The organism is Streptomyces sp. HUAS MG56, assembly GCF_058673395.1.
The window spans coordinates 15,312-33,469 of sequence record NZ_CM178722.1 but is presented as its reverse complement, the minus strand read 5'-3'; the positions used below and the strand labels follow the sequence as shown (position 1 = coordinate 33,469).

Here is an 18,158-nt window from a genome sequence, read left to right as displayed (position 1 = left end):
AGGGACGTTGACCGCCCAGCGGGCGAAACGCCGGGTCGGCTGTCGCCGCGGCGGCAGCGCGCTGCCTGCGCGGACTTGCCTCGTCTAGGCCGGCATGGCCGTCTACTCGGCGGTGTCAGGGGTGGTGTAGAAAACGGAGGCGCCCTGCTTGGTCCGCTTGGCCTGGTTCTTGGCCACGAGTCCTTCGAGGGTGGTCCGGACCACGGTGGTCTTGATACCGCGCTCGGAATGGGCCTTGCCGAGTGCCGTGGCGACGTCGGCTGCGGAGCGCGGCTCGCTCTGCTCGGCGAGGTGACCACGGACGAGTTCGACCAGCGTGGGCCGGCCTGCCTTCGCGGCCGTGTCCGTGTGCGTCGGCTTCTTGTTTGCCGGCTTCTCGCTGGTTGTGGCGCGCTGCGTGCCAGCGGCCTGCTTCACGCGCGTCCGCTTGCCGGCTGCGGATTCGGCAGAAGCCTTCTTGTGCGGAGCAGGTACCGCGGCGCCGTCCGGACCTGCTGCGGGCTGTACCGGTGCCGGAGCAATGCCAAGCGCCTGCTGCACGTTGACCAGGACACGGTGGTCATGCTGCAGCGCGGTGAGGTGTTCCTGCAGCGTGGCGATCTCCGCAGTGATGCGTTCCTGCTCCTTGGTGTTGCGTGCGAGGTCGCTGGTCACCTGTGCGGCGTACTGCGATGTGAGTTCAGTGCCGGCAAGCGTGGTGTCGGACATGGGCCGACCTTTCTCTCGGTTTCCTGACCGGGCGTGCAGCACCTGTGGCGGACGTGCCCAAGCGCCTGTTCTCGGGCTGCGGTCCGGGCGGCTGTGGAGATCCCTGCTGCGTGGCTCGGCGTGGAGATAGTACGGATGGGTGGAGTCTGTAGGTCTTCTTGAGTGATGTCTATATCTCGACCTGAGCTTCGCGGTCTCGATGAGTGACGCTGGCGGGGCCTGCGGCGGGGTGCTTCAGACAGGTTGGTGGGCGAGTTGTCGCACGACTTCGTCGGCATCCTGGCTGTGCTGCCGGGCGGCGAGAATGGGGCTTCCCCCCAGCCGGTCCAGCAGCTCCGCCCTCTGACGAGGGGGGGCGTTCGCGCAGGTGAGCGCGGATGTCCATGACGGTGCTGCGGTGAGTGGCTAGCAGTCACGACCACCAGCGTTGCAGCGCTGCCCCACGCTTCAGTTGCTTCAGAACCCGCCCAGTCGACGTCTGACCGGCACGGGTGGCGGCTCCCGCGCGGCCGCCGATTCGCTTGCACACCTCGTGGCACGCAGGGTTCCGGAGGCGGGCGATACGCCCCAGCCATTCAGGGCGGGAGAACCGGCCCTTACCCGATACGCGGCATCTTCCTGTACGCGCAGGGCGCCGTCGGTCGTGAGCGCTGGCTGGCCACCTGCCAGGCCGCCTCATCGGTGTCCCGGTCGTGATGCCAGGACGCCAGCGCGCGTGTGACGACGAACCGGTCCAGCAGTTCCGCTGTCTGATGGGGTGAGTGACCGCACAGACGGGCCAGTACGTCCATGTCAACAGTGTGGTGTGCCGAACTGGGGGACAGGTACGCTGCGAGGGCCAGTGCCACCAGCCGGACAGCTGGGGGAGTGGCACCACGGACGGCCATCGGCCAGGGCCGAAGCGCCCAGTGGCCTCACCGAAGACATCTGCATCGGCGAACGCAAGATCTCCCAACGAGCCCTGCCCAACGCCGTACTGCGCACGGTCAGCCGCTTCTGCCACACGGCCGACCAGACGATCACCCACCGCCACGTCCCGAAGCTACGTGGCCTGGAGGACAAAGACCTGCACCGCGAACTCGCCAACCACCTCGTCCCGTTCGCCCACAAAGCCTGGAAGGACCTGCAGAACCCCGAGGAGGGCTGCGTCCGCTTCGAACATGACCACTACCTGAAGATCTGGGCCCTCACCCCACCCCGACTGGACGCCGACTACCTGCTCCTGGACGAAGCCCAGGACACCGACCCTGTCGTCGAGGCGATCTTCCTCGCCCAACGCGACCACGCCCAACTCGTCATGGTCGGCGACTCCGCCCAGGCCATCTACCACTGGCGCGGCGCCAAAGACGTCATGACCGGCTTCAACGGCACCCAGCTGCCCCTGTCGCAGTCCTTCCGCTTCGGTCCCGACCTCGCCGCAGAAGCCAACCTGTGGCTGCACCTGGCCAAGGCCCCCATCCGGTTCACCGACACCCTCACCGTGCCCACCGAAATCGGCCCTGCCACCTGCCCCGACGCCGTCCTGTGCCGCACCAACGTCGGAGCCATGGCCCAAGTCATCACACTCATGACCGCGGGGCAGCGTGTCGCCCTGGCCGGAGGCGGCGACTCTCTGCGGACCCTGGCCGAGGCAGCACGGGACCTGAAAGAAGGACGACCCACCCACCACCCCGAACTCGTCCTCTTCCTGAGCTGGGGAGACCTGAAGGACTACGCCGCCCACGACCCAGCCGGACACGACCTGCAACCCCTGGTCAATCTCGTCGACAATCACGGCACCGACGCGATCCTTGCCGCCGTCGCGCGCCTTGTGTTTGAAGAGCACGCACAGGTCACCATCTCCACCGCGCACAAAGCCAAAGGCCGCGAATGGCCCTGTGTAGTGATCGCCGACGACTTCCCCCGCCCCAAAGAGCACCAGCCGCAGGACAGCAAGGGCTCAACGCCGCTGCCGGAACCGATCGACAACGCCGAAGCCCGCCTGGCCTACGTAGCAGTCACCCGCACACGCCAGCGCCTGGACCTGGGAGGCCTGTCCTGGATCCACGACACCCCTGCTCCGTCAGCTACTTGACGACTGCGCGCCACCACCGGAAACCCTGGATCGGCACTGCCGACTTCGAGGAGGCAGGTGGAGCAGGTGCAGCGGGAGTCTATTGCGGTTTGAAGGACATGTCGGCGTTGGTGGCTCATCGTCATCCCTTCGCCTGAGCTTGCTGTTTACGGCCGTGTACGGTGATCACCGGCGTCGGCGAGGGGACGGGGCATTGGTGGATCTGCGGCATCAGACGGAGAACTTCGCCAACGCGTCATGGTCGATGGTGGGGCTGCGTGATCTGGTCTATGAGATGGTGGGCCTGCTGTTCACCGAGCTGAGTGCCCATGGCGGTATGGCCGGCGACGGGGCGGCCGGCAGAGCCTTTGCCAAGGTCTACACCGCAGCCGTCAAGTCCGTCTTCGACCAGTCCGGCTTCGCCCACCAGGTGATGGCCAACGGCGCGGGTGCTCTGCTCAGCGCGTCCGAGGAACTCCTCAAGCGCGACGACAAGGTCGCAGCCAAGCTCCTGGAACAGAGCCCCTTCACGCCCGGGATCGGTGATCAGCCGGCCGGCCCCGACTGCAGCCCGCGCGCCAGTCACAACGCCGAGGACCTGCCGAACGTCGTCGGCGAGACCAGCGGCATCGATCAGTACCTCTTCAACGAGCGATTCCTCTGCCAGCCGGACAAGTTGCGGGCCGTCGCCACAGCCTGGCGCAGCGCCGCCAAGATCCTCCACGACGCCTACTGGGGCTCCCGCGACGCATGGAAGACAGCCACCCTCGATCAGGCGGGCCATGCCGCTGACGCCGTCGAGAGCTTCTTCGAGAAGTTCGTCGGCAAGACACCCCCACCCAGCGAAGTGGGCGACCACGACACCCTCCTGGCAAACCTCCCCACGGCCTGCACGATGCTCGCCAACGCCTGCGACGCCTACGCCGACCACGTCGAAACCGCCAAACAGCGCCTGCCCATGGCCTGCGTTCCGCGGAATTCGCCGCACCTAGAGCAACGATAGTAGCCCTGACCTGCGGAGACGCCCCCGAATGGCCTGTTGGGGCGTTTCTCTAGGCATAGAGAAACGGCCAGGTCAGAGAGGTGGCGATGTGCGCCAAGGCTCCAGCAATGCAGCGAAGCATGACCGCCCAAATCCCAATCATTAGAGGCAAGTTGACGGTTCTTGTGCCGGGCGAGGCACCGCCCCTCTATCGTGGCTCCCGGCTTGATGGGCCAGGCGCCGCCCGGCAGCCCGATGGCGTCGGATCCAGGACCTGCCCTGACCTGCGAGAACGTCAAGCCCTAGAGGAACGGCCTGCAGCGCCCGAAGAGGAGAAGCTGCAGGCCAGTAGGCGTGCCGTGGCTCTATGAGCTCCGAATTACGCGGAACGCAGGCATGGAGAACAGCGGGCTCGACGGAGACTTCCTGTGGCCCTGGGAACAGCCACGGTTCGGAGGCGACGGCCACGACGGCAGCCTGCACGACCTCATAGCCGACGACACACGCATCACCTCGCTCGGCAACATCCCTCACGCACTGGACAGCTCCCAGTCCCGAGTGAAGATGCCGCAGCCGGACAACGGCGGCCTCTTTCCCAACCTCCCGCCGCTCCTCGGTCCCCTGATCCGCGTCCCGACGTTGATACCAGCCGCTTACCGTCCCCTGCCCGCCAACACTCCCCACATTCAGCCGGTCCCTCCGACGATTCCTCCCGACCCGTGCTTCCCGCAGCTCACGCCCAGCCAGGGGCAGAACTTCCAGACCTGGCTCGACTCACTGCGCAAGGGCGACATCTCCGGCGGGAGGCCGGCCGAGCAGGCCTACCAGAGGCGCGTGTCGGGCTTCCCGGAGTTCGAGGTACCCATCCCGGCAGGGATCAGTCCGTCCAACACGCTGATGGTGGACGGATTCCGCAACTCGGATGGGATGGCGGGCGAGGCAAAATACGTGAACAAGCCGAACCAACGCTGCTACCGCTCACTGGAAGACCTCCGCAAGAACCACGCGACCGGCGACAGAGACTTCCTCTACAAGGACGACCGCCTCGAACTCCGCAAGTACGCCGCCGCGCTCAACGACCCACGCAACAAGGAGATGCGAGGTGTAGAGACGGTCACCAACAATCAGGATGCCGTCCAGTACTGGCGCATCATGATGGCCGCCTACGGCGTCAAAGGCCACGCCCGCTACGTTCCCTGACCAGCCCACCCCCAGGAAAGTACCGCTATGGAACCCGAAAAGATCGCGGAACTGCGCACCATGTACGTCTTCACCCCACCGCGCGGGCAGAGCTGGGGCCTGACCTACGAGGGATTCGAGGCACGGCTGCGCGAACGGAATCCGGACACATTCATCCGTATCGATGACGAAGGAGACGGCCCGGTTCGCGGATCATCGATGTTCTTCGGGATCACTTTCGACGGCGAGACCCTGGAAGGCTTCGCCAGCCTGGAACCCGAGGGCGTGTCCGTCCGCGAGTGCAACGCGCACATGGCAGCCCGGGTCGCCCTGTGGATCCGGAACAACGTGGCACCGGCTGACGTCCCCGTCATGTTCAACACGGACTGGGGAATCGAGGAAGGCATGGAACCCACCTTCGTTCCCGACGCCACTCGCCCACGGATCGTGGCAGCACTCGTGCAGCACGTCGAAGAGACCGGCGGCCTCGGCTGACAGTGCCCCCAACCGGTGGCCGCAGACGCGCTCACCACTGCCAATCGCTGCCGGCGCCATGGCGTGGCTGCGGCTGGTGCGCCCGAGGACAGGGCGGGTCGCCCGGAGTGCCGCTGTAGCTGACCGGTAAGCGCGTGATTGTCAACTCAGAAACATTGATGGTGCTCTTGCTGCCACCCTGGCATCCGTCAGGATCAATTCCTCGGGAGCACCGCGATGACGAGCACGTCGCCGCCCACGTCCGCGCAGCAGCGGCGTGTGCGCTGGAAGACTATAGACAAGGCCTTGTCGCCTTACTCGACCGAGTCGCTGCTGCCGTTGCTGGAAGCGGCGTTGATGGCGCCGACCTGCTCCCGCTTCCATGACCATCTGCTGTTGCTGTGGACCCGCGTCGTGCGGGGCGGGCGCTGCTCCGGTGCAGTGGCCCCGGCCGACGTCCTGCCGGTACTCGTCGACGCCGCGGTACACGCCGCCCCAGGCCGTGGTGTCCTCACCGAGGGCGTACCGAACGACGTACGAGCTGGCGTGTGCTTCGACGGGATGCTGCTGCACCCGGGAGACTTGGATCACCCGCTGCTGGTCCTGCGCAGCCTGCAGCTGAGGGCACTTGGGACGTCGGTCCCTTCGACAACGACACCGCAGCGGACTTTGGTGGTGACCTTGATGAGGTAGCTGCAGGTGAACGTGAGGGCATCGTCCGCAGTGCTCTGACATGTGTGAGCGACAACGCGGTTTACCTCGAAGCACCCGAATCCGAGGTAGCCGTAGCCGCAGCCGCGCTGGTCGCGGCGCAGTGCCCCGGGGGTGAGCCGGCCGATCCAATCTATGGGCCGGAAGAGCCCCTCCCTGATCTCACTGGCCTGCGTGATCTCGCCCTTCAGGCCCTCGACCGCATCATGACCGAACCGTCCGAACTGATGGACCTATGGGCTGAGTCGGATGGCGGGCCCTGGCGCGCGAACATCCACCGCCTGCAGAACGTGCTCCTGCCGCAGCCGTCGGGTGAACAGCTCAGCCTGATCTGACCCACCCTGACCTGCACCCGTCCTACCCGGAAGGTCACTATGAGCTGGGACGTCCTTCTCATGCGTCTACCCGCCGACGTCACCTCTGTGCGCGAGATCCCCGCCGACTACATCCCGGACCCGCTCGGCCGGCGCGACGACGTACGCGCAGCTGTCAGTCAGGCTTGCCCCGAAGCTGACCTCTCGGACCCAGGCTGGGGCGAGCTTTCCGGCCCAACTTGGTCCGTCGAACTCAACATGGGGTCGGAAGATCCGGTGGACTCGATCATGCTCCACATCCGGGGCTCCGGCGGAGACGTGCTGACGGACGTCTTCCGTCTTGCAGAGGCTCTGCGGTGCCAAGTGCTCGACTGTGCGAATGGGGACCTGATAACCCCTGGGCATACGTCAGGCTGGGAGGAATTCCAGAAGTACCGGGATCGAGCGCTCGGACGCGCTCAGTGATATCCCCTGGTCGCAGCACTGGCATCCGGCCCATGCACCCTGAATCCCGATCGAGCCTTGATGGCCTGCTCCCGCCCGGTCGGATGGTCACATCCGATGAAGGCGACGGAGATCGCCTGCCCTTGTGACTCAGTGACGGGCCAGCCGCGGCTGGGCTGTGGACGCGGATGCACACGGAACACGCGCGTTCCGGCTTGTGGCCGCTGCTCCTCGACGCGCTGGACCCGAACGATGGCGAGTTCCGCCCTTGGGGGTCCGGGGAGGTCTTTCCTGAGCGGATGTCCTCCCCGGCAAGCCATGATCCTGCTGGCCTCCTCGCACAGTGGTGGGCGACCTACACGGCCGTCGATGAAGACGACGACATGCTCGACGTCAAAAGGCGCCTCGCTGTTACGGCCCCCTTCGGACAGGTATGGCCCAGCCTTACGGCCAGCCGGGAGACGGTAACGAACCCTGAGCAACTGGCTTCAGAGTTCGCGGAGGCGTTCCTCACCGACTGCCCGCGGACACGTCTTGGACTGGTTGCCGCTCCGTCCGGTGCCGAAGCGCTGACAGCCGTGGGCTGGGCTGGCCCCTGCAACTACGAAAACGACACGGCGAAATTCTCTGCGGTCGTCCGGGATTGGGAACACCGATTCGGAGCCCGTGTCGTCGCGGTCGGGTTTTCCACGCTGCACCTCAGCATCGCCGCGCCACCGGTGAGCGAGCATGAGGCTCTGCTGGTTGCAGCCGAGCACTTTGCGTTCTGCCCTGACAGCATCTGGCAGGGCAGCAGACCGTACACACTGGCCGCGTATGCCGAGCGGATCACTGGCGCCCACCGTTGGGATTTCTGGTGGGACTGATCCGGCACTCGCTGGGTGACAGCTCGGTGGCGCACCTGATTGGTGGCGACGGAGTCGGTCATCGGGGGCGGCGGGTCAGCGGGGTGACAGCGCGGGCATCGTGAAGGGCGGCGCGCAGGAGGCCGTTGTCGATGCTCAGGCGTTGGATGGTGGCGATGGCGAGTTCGAGCTGTTCGGCGAGGTCGCGGTTGTCCCGTCGCAGCCGGGCGTTGTTGGCCTGGACTTTGCTGTAGGCGTCGGCTGCGGTCGTGCCGCTTGGCGTGCGCGCGATGGCGGCGAGCTCGGCACAGATGTCTGGGGCTGCAGGAGTACCTCAACCGCGCCCGCCGGGCCGGGATGATCCCCATGGACGCCATCCCAGAGCTAGCTGCGTCGAGATTGCCGCCAACGTCCTTGGCGCGGTGCCGGTTCGTGACTCCAAGGACCCCGAGGGCCCGGCGCTTTCCTTCCCGCCGGCCGCCTTCGCCGCGTTTGTGACCGGTGTGAAGGGCGGCGTGTTCGGCGAGGTCTGAGCCCGGGTTGCTCAGGGGCGCAGCTGCGCGGCAGGCACGGTGGCGAGGAGCGCGCGGCTCTCGGCGATGTAACGGTCGCTGTAGGCGGGGTCGCTGACCTGTCGTGAAGCCGCCATGAGGCGGCCCTTCTCGTCGTAGTACGTGCCGGTATCCCCGGAATCGTCGGTGAGGACCCGCGCGATGATCTGGGCGGCCCGCTTCGGTGTGCTGAAGTGTGGCAGCAGCGACAGCAGTGGGCTGAGTGCCTTGCCGGTGACGACCGCCGCGGCCGACATGTCCCGCCCGAGGTTGGAGCCGGGGGTCACGCCAGGCTCGACCGCGCGGAAGCGCAGCCGAGGGAACTCCCGTGCGAGGCTGAAGGCGGCCGCGATTCCGCCCTGCTTCGAGGTCGCGTAGGCGTCGAAGCCGGGCTTGGTGGAGCCGCCGGGAAGGTACTCACCGCGGGCGGTCGCCTCGGCGCTGAGGTAGCGACTGCCGCGGTAGCCGGCTCGGACGGAGATGGTGCGCTCCGGGTCCTCGACGGCCGACACGACGAACACGACATTCGCCCCGTCGGGCAGCGACGGGATCAGCGCTTCGGTGAACGCCAGCGGGCCGAGGTGGTTCGTGGCGAACGCGCGGTCCCAGCCCTGCGGGCTGGTCGAAGCGCGGATCGGGAAGATTCCGGCGTTGTTGAGCACGCCCGCGATGGGCAGCCCGAGCTGCGTGATCTCGCCTGCGGCGCGCCGGACGCTCAGGATGTCCGACATGTCGGCGACCACGGCGACCGCGCTGCTGCCGCCGGCTTCGATCTCGGCCCTGAGCTTTTCGAGCTTGGCGGCGTCGCGCCCGACCAGGACGAGCGTGCCGTGGGAGGTGAGTTCGAGAGCGGTACGGTAGCCGATCCCCGAGGTCGGGCCGGTGATGACCCAGGCCTGATGCTGACTGGTGCTGCTGTTCGCGGGCAAGGCACTCTCCTTGCTGGTCAGTGGTCGGGCAGCGCCGGCGCGCTACCCGGCAAGTACGCGCCAGACGGCCTCGAAGGCCAGGTGGCCGCGGTCGGCGGGCCCGTCCGGATCCCGGATCACGGCGTCCATGGTCGAATCGGCGATGGCGCCGATCAACGTCAGGACGAACGGCAGCGGCACGTCCGCCATGGGCCCGTCGCGGCGACTGCGCTCCAGGAGCTCCGCGACGGGGCGGTTCGCCGCGTCGACGATTTCGTGACTCTCGGCCGTGATGTCGTCGGAGACCTCGAGTCGGGCCAGCGCGCGCCGCCTGTCCGGGTGGCTGGTCGCCCAGTGCAGCCACCGCGTCCAGATGAGCCGCAGTTGCTCGCGTACCGGCTGCTCCGCGGACGGTTCATCGCCGAACGCCGCCTGCGCCATCTCGGTCTTGAGCGACACGTACAGCTCGTTGAGCAGCGTGTACTTCGTGTCGAAGTACACGAACAGCGAACCGTTCGAGACTCCGGCTTCCTTGGCGATGGTGGCGGTCGACGCGGCGGTCAGCCCTTGAGAGGCGATGACGCGGGTCGCCGCGACGAGGATGGTGTTACGCCGCTCGTCACTTCGTGGTCGGGCCATGCCGCCAATGTATAAAAGAGTGATCAGTCGGTCAATCTCTTGGCGACAGGGCCGCCGTGGTGCGGCTCAGGTGCCGGACGAGCGCGGCGGTGGCGGCGGGATCGCGGGCGAGTGCCGCCCGCTCCAGGTCTGAGTGTTCGTCAGAGGCCGAGCGGTCGGCGCTGCGATGGGTGGCCAGGCGGCGGGCCAGCTCGCTCGCGGTCCACAGCCGGTCGAAGGTCTCCAGCAGGATCGGGTTCCCGCAGCCCTCCAGCAGCGCGCGGTGGAAGCCGCGGTGCGCCTCGGCCCAGGCGTCGCTGTAGTACTCGTCGTGGTCGGGATCGAACTGCGGGGTGCGGGCCAGCCGGTGGTGCGCCGCTCGCACGCGGGTCTCCCATTCGAGGTCGCCGCGCTCGATCGCCAGCCGCAGCATCTCCGGTTCGACGGTCAACCGGGCTTCCGTGATCTGCTGCCAGCGGCGGTCGGAAAGGGCCGGCGTCGCGAAGCCGCGGTTGGGCAGGCGGACGGCGAGCCCGTCGCCCACCATCCTGACGAGTGTCTCCCGCACCACGGCCAGGCTGACGCCTTGCCGCTGCGCCAGCTCCTGCGGCTTGAGGGCGGCGCCGGGGGCGAACATCCCGTGCAGCACGTCCGAACGGAGCCGGTCGTAGACGCGCTCGGAGAGCATCTGCTTGCCCGCCGGGGCGGGGTCATCGGTCGCCTGTGTCACGGGGGCAGTCTAATCGGGATAGAGATAATCGATTATTGGCGATATGATCGATAGCGTTGAGAGGGATCCACCCCGTGGAAGGAAGCACCGCGATGAGCGCCATCGACGCCGTCCGCCAGGTCAGCCTCGCCGTCAACGCGGCCCACCGGTTCATCTACCTCGTCCCGGAAACCGCCCGGCAGGCCGCCGAACTGGGCGTGCCCGACCGCGCGCCCGCCTACTTCGCGTTCCGCTCCGCCCCGATGGGCGCGGTCGCATGGCAGGTCACCCTCGCGACGTTCTACAACTTCAGCCCCCGCGCGGTGCGGTCGATGGCGGGCGTCTGGGACGCCGCGCCGCCCGAGCGCTGGCAGGCCGCCCGCTTCACGGCGGCCGAGCAGGCGCTGCGGCGCGCCGGGGTGAGCCTGACGGTTGATCAGATCGCCGAAGCGCGCTCGCTGATCGACCCGGTCGTCGCCGCGGCCGACTACGCCGGCAAGCCGCTCGCCGCGGCCAACGCCGCCGTCCCGCTCCCCACCGACCCGCTGACCGCGCTCTGGCAGCAGCTCACCGTGCTGCGCGAATGGCGCGGCGACGCACACCTCGTCGTTCTCGCCGCCAACCGCCTCGGACCCTGCGACTGCAACGTCATCCACACCGCCACCGGCCGCCTCCCTGCACCGGTCATCCGCGCCACCCGGCACTGGAACGACGAGGAGTGGGCGGCGGCCACCGAACGGCTCGTCACCCGAGGCTGGCTGGCGCACGACGGCGTCGCGACCGCCGCGGGCACCGCAGCACGCGAGCGGATCGAGGCCGAGACCGACGAACAGTGCGAGCGGCTGTGGGGACCGATCGGCGCGACAGGCGCCCGCCGCCTGGCCGAGCTCCTCGGGCCCATCGACGAGGCGTTCACGGCGGCGGGAACCTACGCCGCGCTGAACTGATCGGCGATCAGGGCGGAGGATGCCTGCGACCGGGAGGACTTGGACTGGGTCCTTCGACTACGGTGTCAGCACGATCCTTCCGAAGACCTCACCCGCGGCCATCTTCTGGTGCGCCAGTACGGCTCCGTCCAGTGGCAGCACCTCGTGCACCACTGTCTCCAGTTCGCCGCGAGCGGCTGCGGCGAACTGCTCGCTGCGCACGGCACACCGGTCGGCCCGGGCCACCGTGGCGGCGCTGAAAGCGGCGAACGACAGCGACTTTTGGAACGCCGCCATGATCTTCGTGCCGAAGTCCGTCGGCGGCTGCCCCGCGACCGCGCCCACGGCCACCAAGCGGCCGTTCGGGTTGAGCCGGTCGAAGAACGACGGCATCTCCTCACCGGCTACGACGTCGATGATGACGTCGTAGCCGGCGGGAGCCCGTTCCCCTCCGTTGCCGGAGCGGTCCAGCACGTGCCGTTTCGCTCCCGGGGAGACGGTCTTGGTGCGCGGCGCTGCCGGCGGTATCGGGATCATGGCCGTGCAGCTCGCGGCTCGTGGCGGTGCCGCCGCGGTGGCGGTCACGACTTCGTCGGCCGAGCGCGGCGACCGGCTGCGCCGACTCGATGCGACCCTGCCTGTGGTCTCCGAGCGGGCCCGCGCCAAGCTGACCGGGATCGCCGTGAAGATGACGCGCCCGCCGAAGCAGAAGGCCCAGCCCCTCGCCAAGCTGCGCAAGGAGTGGAAGGTGAGCGCGATCCGCGCCTCCGGGGTGGCCGCCGGCGTCATCAACTCCCTCCTCAAGTACGCCCGTGCTGCGGCTGCGGAGATCCGGTCCCGGGTTGCCGCCGTGGTCGACGTCGCCCTGGCGGCCGTCGACGTCACCGCGACGGTGTTCGTGATGAACGACGGCGGCCGGTTCCACCGTCGGCCCCTGTTCGCCGAAGCCCGCCGCCACCTCGCCCTTGTTCTGCGGGGCCGACGCCGCGACCCCGGCCTGCACGACCAGATCGTGGCCGCCGAATCTCCGCCCAATGCCTGGATGTCAGCGAGCCGAAGACTGTGCCTGGCCTGGAGTCCGGCTACCGCCTCCACGCCGCACGGTGGGCGCTGTCCGACCTCCCTGCCCGGCGCCGCCCACCAGCCCCTCGCGCACGACCCGGACCGGCAGCCCCCGGCCGATCCCAGCGCGCCAGTTGCGCCCCGGACCCCGGACCAGACAGCGGGGGAGTGGCAGATCCCCCGCCTCCCGCTGAGCTACGACCGGGCTGTCCTCGCCGGCGCGGTGGACCGCGAGAAGCTGCGCACCACCATCGACGTCGGCGTGCGGGGCCGGGAGGACGACGTCGTCGCGCACCAGCAGGCGGCGATGCCCGAGCAGCTGCTCGCGCCCCCGGCCAGCACCCCCGGGCGCGGCGACCCGGAGCCGGAGGCCGGCCGGCAGGAGGCGGTCGACATGACGGCGCTGCGGGCCCTGCGGGAGTCCCGTACCGACGTGGAAGCCCTCGATCTCACGGCCGAGCGACTGCGCCACCTCCGGGACGCGTTCACCAAGGCGGCCGACGACTCCCGCGCCCGCAAGAGCCGCTATGCCGACCGGGACGATGCTGACGAACCGCACCCGGTGCGCGAGGACGACCAGCAGGCGCACTGTCCTCAGCAGCCCGGACCGCACCGTGGCCGGGAGGTCGGCCACTGAGTACATCCGGTACCGCATCTGCCGCCGCGCTGAGCCGCCACCAGCGCGACAGGGCGGTGCGACTGGGGCTTGCGCATGGTTGTTCGGAACCTACCTCCGGGAAAGATCCGCATCCGGCGCGTGTGCGCCAAAATGCCACTGAACCGAGCCCGCAAGCCTGTCTGTCTCACTTGAGTGCCGGGGGAGTTGGGGGCCCGTCCGGCGGGACGGGAGGCGAGGTCCCCGGGTCGGCTGCCGGGACGCGGCCGCCATGTTCGCCACAGTCCCGGCTCGGAGCCGCGAGGGTGAAGCGGAGACCCAACGAAGCACGAGGAGGCCCTCGCATGGTTGATCCAGTTCCGCTGCGCCTGTCGCTGGAGCGACGGAAGCGACTCGAAGAACTGAAAGACGCCGCCTGCCTGCGAGCGGTGCTGTATGCGGCTCCTCAGCCGCTGGCTCGGCGCCGTTCACGGCGGTGCCCCCGTAGCCGGACGTACTCCTGGCAGTACGCGCGCCAGACTTGGCACCGCCACCGCTGAACGCGCTGCGCTCGCGCGCCAGGAGTGGACAGTGAAGGACAAGGCGCTACGGACGATGCAGAGCACTCCCAGCCCGCTGCTGCCGGTTCCCGTGGCTCCTGTCTGCCCGTCAACGCCTGGCTGAGGCCTGGCGGATAGGGGTCTACGGTCGCCCGCTAGCTTCACGTAGCCAATCTGCTACTTTCCGTGCATGACTTTCGAACCAACGCGCCGCCAGGCGCTCCGGGCCACGTTCGGCGGCCTTGCTGTGTCATGCCTGGCAGGTCGTGGGCAACCTGCAGCCGCCGCACCCAGCCGCAGGAAGGACCGCCTGGAGTACCAGGCCCGCTACCGCGAGCTGTTCAAGGCCTGCGGCAAGGACCTGGACAGGAAGGCACTTGTCGGACAGCAACTTCTCGACAACTACGACCGCGACGCGGGTATCTACCACGTCCCCGACCGTGCTGCCGTGGTGCGCATGCACGCGGCTCTCGAACGTCAGCGACACGCCCGCCGGATCGACGCGAGCTCCTGACCAGCAGAGCGGCGAACGTTCACTTCCGGAAGTGACTGGGGTAGTCGTTGGCGGCTACCTTGCGCCGGAGATCGTCGTCGTCAGGGTGCAGGCTCAAGGCTCGGTTGATCAGGACGTCCTCGGTCTCCACCCTGTCCGGATCCGGCAGGCAGCACTCCACCGGGCACACGGCCTGGCACGCCTCATGGTCGTAGAATCCCACGCACTCCGTGCAGGCGTTGGGGTCGATCACGTAGATCTCGTCACCCTCCTTGATCGCCTCGTTCGGGCACTCGGGCTCGCAGGCACCGCAGTTGATGCAGTCTTCGGTAATCTTGATGGCCATTGCCGGTCGCTCCTGTCTCCTGGTGAGGTCCGATGACCAACGAGCGAACAGCCAGGCAGTACCGCGTAGCGCCTGCATAGGGGCCGCGGGTCAGAGATTCATCAGGGACCACTAGGACTGTCGGTCTGTCGCCCCGAGGTCTGGCACCCTGCGACAGGTGGGCCGCCGCCTGAACGGTGGCGCATGGACGTAACCGTGCCAGGCTGCTCGTGGTGGTGCTTGGGCGCGTCGCGTTCCGGGCGGCGCCACACACCTGCGACTGAGCCCCCGCAGTGCCCACTGCCGCATCCCGGCGTTGGGAGCCAGCAGACTCCATCGCGGCCCCGCCCCTCAGCGACTGAGGGGCGGGGCGCACAGCGCTCCCGGACAGTCCGCAGCAGCACGACGGCGCCGCCTTCTGATCTCCGCCGGTCGGCTGTTTTGCTTGCGCTGCCGCGTTCCGTGTTCACGACGTGATCGGGGCGGGGCCGCAGTCCCGCCCCGTGCGACAGGCGTCAGTAGTCGAGCCGTTCAAACTTCCAGAGCTGAGCAGGCGAGCCGTTGGCGGGCTTCAGCTCGACGTGATGGTCGACCTCGGTCCACACCGCGTCCTGTCCCCGCTTGCTGATGGTGAAGACCCCGGGTCCTGCCGGCTGGATCGACCAGACCGCGTTGCCGGGGTCGAATTCCGAGGTACCGAGCACCTGCCCGTCCCGGTCCGTGGCCCAGAAGCCAGTCCCGACGTCCCGGATGGCATACCCGTCCTCGAACCGCTCGACGTTCCACCTCTCGTAGATGGACGCGAAGTTCCGGTCGAGGACGACGCTCGTCGCGAACGGTGGCCGCTGCCCCCCGGGAGGGAAGTTCTTCGCCCAGTCGCCAGTCCCCTCATCGACAAGCCTGAACGAAGGGCCATCTGCGCGGGCACTGCTCGCCTGAGCCGGTGCACTGCCTGCCAGTCCCGCAGCCAATACGACGGCGGCCGCCACCAGGGCCCTACGGCACTTCGACACATTCACTCCTGTGGGTTGTCGCGCAAGCCGCCCCTGGGGAACGGCTCACAGCAGTCGCCACGGCGTCTACCTCCCCCGACGCGCGCCAAGAACGTCCCCGCGAGCCCAGAAAGCGTCCGCCTGATGTCCCTCAGATCATTCGTGTCGCGGCATAACGGGCCAAGACCACCCGCATACGGCGTTGACGCCCACATGTCTGAAACAGGTCCCGACACACTGAGGATTCCCCACGGACACCGGTCTGCTCCGGACGGCCGGATGTCTGGATCTCATTTCCCCCGGCTGAGCGGTTTGCAGCGGGAGGCTGCCCGTGTAGCCGCATCCGACGCGGCGTAGATGTCCCCAGCCCCTCACGTTGGATGCGAGGTGTGTCGTGGGTGCGGGCCGGGCTGGGAGACGTTCGGCCCGGCCCGCGTTGCCTGTGACAGCGCCCGGTCCAACGAACCGCTGACCGTCTGGTCACCCGGCACCCCGGCCTGGATCGCGTCAGCTGACGGTGAGGCGGCGTCAGATGTAGACGCAGCTCTTCAGGCTGGTAAGCGGGGGCCGGTCCAGGACAGTCTCAAGCTGCTCGGACCCGATGAGGATGACGGGCATGCGCGGTTGGTGCTCCTGGAAGACGTCCCATAGCCGGTAGAGGTAGTGGAGGGCGTCGTTGCGCAGCAGGTGGGCGTTGTGGACGACTACTGCCGGCCGGGGGCGTCGTGTGAGTTCTTCCGCTGACCCGGGGCACAAGCCAGGCTCTGGGGTCAAGAACTTGAAGGACCCGGTGGAGACCAAGCTGCACACGGCTGTCTGCTCCGGCAAGGTCACGCTCAAGGCGGCGCCGAACGCGATCGTCACCGACTGGACTACTGTGCTGAGCAAGCTCGGCCTGGCGGCGTGAACCGCGACCAGAACATGACAGAGCAGCCGTTCGAGGAAGCTTGGCGTCAGGTAACTCTGCGCTCGCGTCGGTCCGTTAGAGCGCTGCCAGTTCGTTGGTGAGGTCGTCGAGTCCGATGGGGCCCTGGGACAGTGCTGCCATGTGCCAGGTCTTGATGTCGAACCGGCCGCCGTGCCGGGTGTGAGCATGGCGGGCCGCCGCCCGGCCGCTCAGCCAGGCGCGTTCGCCGAGTTTGTAGCCGATGGCCTGGCCGGGGTTGCTCTGGTAGCGCAGGAGTTCGGCGTCGATGAATGAACGGGGCCGGGCGCAGTTGCGGCGCAGGAACTCTCCCGCCGCGGGGGGCGTCCACCTTTTCCCGGGCAGGGGGGCGGCGTCGTCGGGTATGGGCAGGCTCAGGTGGATGCCGATGTCGATGATGACGCGGACGGTGCGCAGCATCTGGGCCTGGAGGTAGCCGAGGCGGTAATCGGGGCGGGTGAGGAAGCCGAGTTCGTCCATGAGGCGTTCGGCGTACAGGGCCCATCCTTCGACGTTGGCGTTGACGACACCGGATGAGGCTTGGAAGCGGGTGAGCCGGTCCGCGCCGACGAGGGTCCACTGTGCCACTTGGAGATGGTGGCCTGGCACTCCCTCGTGGTACCAGGTCGACACCAGGTTGTGCACGGGGAAGCGGGAGCGGCCGAGGGCGGGCAGCCAGGTGCGGCCCGGTCGGCTGAAGTCCATGGCGGGACCGGTGTAGTAGGCGGCGGCGGTGCCCTGCGGTGCCAGCCGAGTTTCGACGCGCTTGACCTCTTCCGCGAGGGTGAAGTGGGTGCCGTCGAGTGCCTCGATGGTCTGTTCGGTCAGGGACTGAAGCCAGCGCCGGGCGGCTTCGGCGCCCTCGATGGCCTCGCCGTGCTCCTCCAGATGGGCAAGGGCCTGCCAGGGGTCGTCGCAGCCGGGCAGTACATGTTGTGCCGCATCGTGCATCTCCGCCTTCAGGCGGTGGTATTCGGACCACCCGTAGGCGTACGCCTCTTCCAGGTCGATGTCGGCGCCGTTGTGGTAGCGGGACCAGAGTCGGTAGCGATCGCGGCCGAAGGTGTCCGGGGCACCCGCGACGCGGGGTGCGTAGGTGTCACGCAGCCAGGTACGCAGATCCGCCTGACTGCGGACGGCCTGGCCGGCGGCTTGCGCGATGTCGGTGCGTAGCGCTTTCGGAGCGCTCGCCGCGAGGGTGTGGAACGAACCGGTGCCGGCTCCGGTCCAGGTGCCGAGTTGGGCGAGGAGTGCACCGACCGCGGAGGGCCCGGCCGGCAGTCCCTTGTCGAGTCCGCTCGCCAGGCACGCCCGGTATCCGTCGAGTGCGGCGGGGACGGCGCGCAGTCTGCGGGCGAGTGCGTGCCAGTCGTCCTGGGTGCGGGTGGGGGCGAGGGCGAAGGCCTTGCGTATGCGATGGAGGGGCGAGCCGAGGGTGGTCACGCGCCGCAGGTGCTCGCCGGCGTCGTGGAGGGCGAGTTCGGCGTTCAGCCGTTCCCGCAGAAGGCGGGCGCAGATCCGCTCGCTCTCGGCTGCCGGGGTGGGTGCGGCCGCGAGTGCCGTGAGGGTGCGACGGGCGAGGGCGGCCCGTTCGTCGTGTCCTTCGGGGGAGAGGTCGGGCAGCCGGTCGGCGCAGCCTGGTTCACCCAGGTAGCTGCCGATGACCGGGTCAAGGGCGACCAGCGCGGTCATGTGAGCTTCCGCGATGGCCCGCGGGCTCGCTGCCGCGGCGCCGGCCGGCGGACTCGGCTGCATGGATCGGGGGTTGTTGAGCACTGTTCGGT

18 protein-coding genes and 3 pseudogenes are annotated in these 18,158 nt (G+C 68.4%); 12 read left to right on the top strand and 9 right to left on the bottom strand.

Annotated elements, in window-relative coordinates; all coding sequences use genetic code 11:
- Nucleotides 1-102 precede the first annotated feature (102 nt).
- Both AC4OXY_RS00180 and AC4OXY_RS00175 read right to left on the bottom strand, forming a co-directional pair.
- Entirely contained in the window at nt 103-708 is a 606-nt protein-coding gene (locus AC4OXY_RS00180) for a hypothetical protein (RefSeq protein WP_491992781.1), read from the bottom strand.
- Between the two features lie 596 nt (nt 709-1,304).
- On the bottom strand, nt 1,305-1,499 hold the full coding sequence (locus AC4OXY_RS00175; RefSeq protein WP_491992780.1) for a hypothetical protein: 195 nt from the start codon (nt 1,497-1,499) through the stop codon (nt 1,305-1,307).
- Between the two features lie 50 nt (nt 1,500-1,549).
- Between AC4OXY_RS00175 and AC4OXY_RS00170 the strand changes: the two genes are divergently transcribed.
- From AC4OXY_RS00170 to AC4OXY_RS00130, 9 genes and pseudogenes are all read left to right on the top strand, one after another.
- Complete coding sequence (locus AC4OXY_RS00170; RefSeq protein ID WP_491992779.1) at nt 1,550-2,782, top strand: UvrD-helicase domain-containing protein; 1,233 nt, start codon at nt 1,550-1,552, stop codon at nt 2,780-2,782.
- A 196-nt stretch (nt 2,783-2,978) separates the two neighbouring features.
- Nucleotides 2,979-3,764, top strand: a complete 786-nt coding sequence (locus AC4OXY_RS00165; RefSeq protein WP_491992778.1) for a WXG100-like domain-containing protein — start codon at nt 2,979-2,981, stop codon at nt 3,762-3,764.
- A gap of 375 nt (nt 3,765-4,139) precedes the next feature.
- The gene (locus AC4OXY_RS00160; RefSeq protein WP_491992777.1) at nt 4,140-4,943 is read left to right on the top strand and encodes a restriction endonuclease fold toxin-2 domain-containing protein; all 804 of its coding nucleotides are present in this window, start codon (nt 4,140-4,142) and stop codon (nt 4,941-4,943) included.
- Nucleotides 4,944-4,970: 27 nt separating this feature from the next.
- On the top strand, nt 4,971-5,417 hold the full coding sequence (locus AC4OXY_RS00155) for a hypothetical protein (RefSeq protein ID WP_491992776.1): 447 nt from the start codon (nt 4,971-4,973) through the stop codon (nt 5,415-5,417).
- A 216-nt stretch (nt 5,418-5,633) separates the two neighbouring features.
- A complete protein-coding gene (locus AC4OXY_RS00150) occupies nt 5,634-6,089 on the top strand; it encodes a hypothetical protein (RefSeq protein WP_491994827.1) in 456 nt (151 codons plus the stop codon).
- A pseudogene (locus AC4OXY_RS00145) lies at nt 6,020-6,442 on the top strand (DUF4259 domain-containing protein); the annotation flags it as partial. The gene AC4OXY_RS00150 and the pseudogene AC4OXY_RS00145, both read left to right, overlap by 70 nt.
- A gap of 39 nt (nt 6,443-6,481) precedes the next feature.
- Nucleotides 6,482-6,886, top strand: coding sequence for a hypothetical protein (locus AC4OXY_RS00140; RefSeq protein WP_402071205.1), 405 nt, complete (start codon nt 6,482-6,484; stop codon nt 6,884-6,886).
- A gap of 167 nt (nt 6,887-7,053) precedes the next feature.
- Nucleotides 7,054-7,731: a DUF4253 domain-containing protein gene (locus AC4OXY_RS00135; protein WP_491992775.1), complete on the top strand. Its 678-nt coding sequence runs from the start codon at nt 7,054-7,056 to the stop codon at nt 7,729-7,731.
- Between the two features lie 269 nt (nt 7,732-8,000).
- Nucleotides 8,001-8,243: a DUF397 domain-containing protein gene (locus AC4OXY_RS00130; protein WP_491994748.1), complete on the top strand. Its 243-nt coding sequence runs from the start codon at nt 8,001-8,003 to the stop codon at nt 8,241-8,243.
- A gap of 11 nt (nt 8,244-8,254) precedes the next feature.
- Here the strand turns inward: AC4OXY_RS00130 and AC4OXY_RS00125 are convergent, their stop codons facing one another.
- Genes AC4OXY_RS00125 through AC4OXY_RS00115 form a run of 3 tightly spaced genes read right to left on the bottom strand, consistent with a single transcriptional unit; the run spans nt 8,255 to nt 10,517 of the window.
- Entirely contained in the window at nt 8,255-9,190 is a 936-nt protein-coding gene (locus tag AC4OXY_RS00125; protein WP_491992774.1) for an SDR family NAD(P)-dependent oxidoreductase, read from the bottom strand.
- Between the two features lie 42 nt (nt 9,191-9,232).
- Nucleotides 9,233-9,808 (bottom strand): TetR/AcrR family transcriptional regulator, encoded by a 576-nt coding sequence (locus AC4OXY_RS00120; protein ID WP_491992773.1) that lies wholly within the window; start codon nt 9,806-9,808, stop codon nt 9,233-9,235.
- Between the two features lie 31 nt (nt 9,809-9,839).
- Nucleotides 9,840-10,517: a GntR family transcriptional regulator gene (locus tag AC4OXY_RS00115; protein ID WP_491992772.1), complete on the bottom strand. Its 678-nt coding sequence runs from the start codon at nt 10,515-10,517 to the stop codon at nt 9,840-9,842.
- Between the two features lie 92 nt (nt 10,518-10,609).
- On the opposite strand from AC4OXY_RS00115, the gene AC4OXY_RS00110 reads away from it, so the two are divergent.
- Nucleotides 10,610-11,443 carry an SCO6745 family protein gene (locus AC4OXY_RS00110; protein ID WP_376295803.1) on the top strand — a complete coding sequence of 278 codons (834 nt, stop codon included), beginning with the start codon at nt 10,610-10,612 and terminating at the stop codon, nt 11,441-11,443.
- Between the two features lie 57 nt (nt 11,444-11,500).
- Here AC4OXY_RS00110 and AC4OXY_RS00105 read toward each other — a convergent pair.
- Nucleotides 11,501-11,899: pseudogene (locus AC4OXY_RS00105) on the bottom strand (zinc-binding dehydrogenase); the annotation flags it as partial.
- A 1-nt stretch (nt 11,900) separates the two neighbouring features.
- Here AC4OXY_RS00105 and AC4OXY_RS00100 point away from each other — a divergent pair.
- Both AC4OXY_RS00100 and AC4OXY_RS00095 read left to right on the top strand, forming a co-directional pair.
- A pseudogene (locus tag AC4OXY_RS00100) lies at nt 11,901-12,056 on the top strand (NADPH:quinone reductase); the annotation flags it as partial.
- Between the two features lie 1,773 nt (nt 12,057-13,829).
- Nucleotides 13,830-14,153 (top strand): hypothetical protein, encoded by a 324-nt coding sequence (locus AC4OXY_RS00095; protein WP_491992771.1) that lies wholly within the window; start codon nt 13,830-13,832, stop codon nt 14,151-14,153.
- Between the two features lie 19 nt (nt 14,154-14,172).
- Here the strand turns inward: AC4OXY_RS00095 and AC4OXY_RS00090 are convergent, their stop codons facing one another.
- From AC4OXY_RS00090 to AC4OXY_RS00080, 3 genes are all read right to left on the bottom strand, one after another.
- Nucleotides 14,173-14,478, bottom strand: a complete 306-nt coding sequence (locus tag AC4OXY_RS00090) for a YfhL family 4Fe-4S dicluster ferredoxin (RefSeq protein ID WP_491992770.1) — start codon at nt 14,476-14,478, stop codon at nt 14,173-14,175.
- 494 nt (nt 14,479-14,972) lie between these two features.
- Nucleotides 14,973-15,446, bottom strand: a complete 474-nt coding sequence (locus AC4OXY_RS00085; RefSeq protein ID WP_491992769.1) for an RICIN domain-containing protein — start codon at nt 15,444-15,446, stop codon at nt 14,973-14,975.
- A 985-nt stretch (nt 15,447-16,431) separates the two neighbouring features.
- Nucleotides 16,432-18,066 carry a DUF885 domain-containing protein gene (locus AC4OXY_RS00080; protein WP_491992768.1) on the bottom strand — a complete coding sequence of 545 codons (1,635 nt, stop codon included), beginning with the start codon at nt 18,064-18,066 and terminating at the stop codon, nt 16,432-16,434.
- Nucleotides 18,067-18,158: the final 92 nt, after the last annotated feature.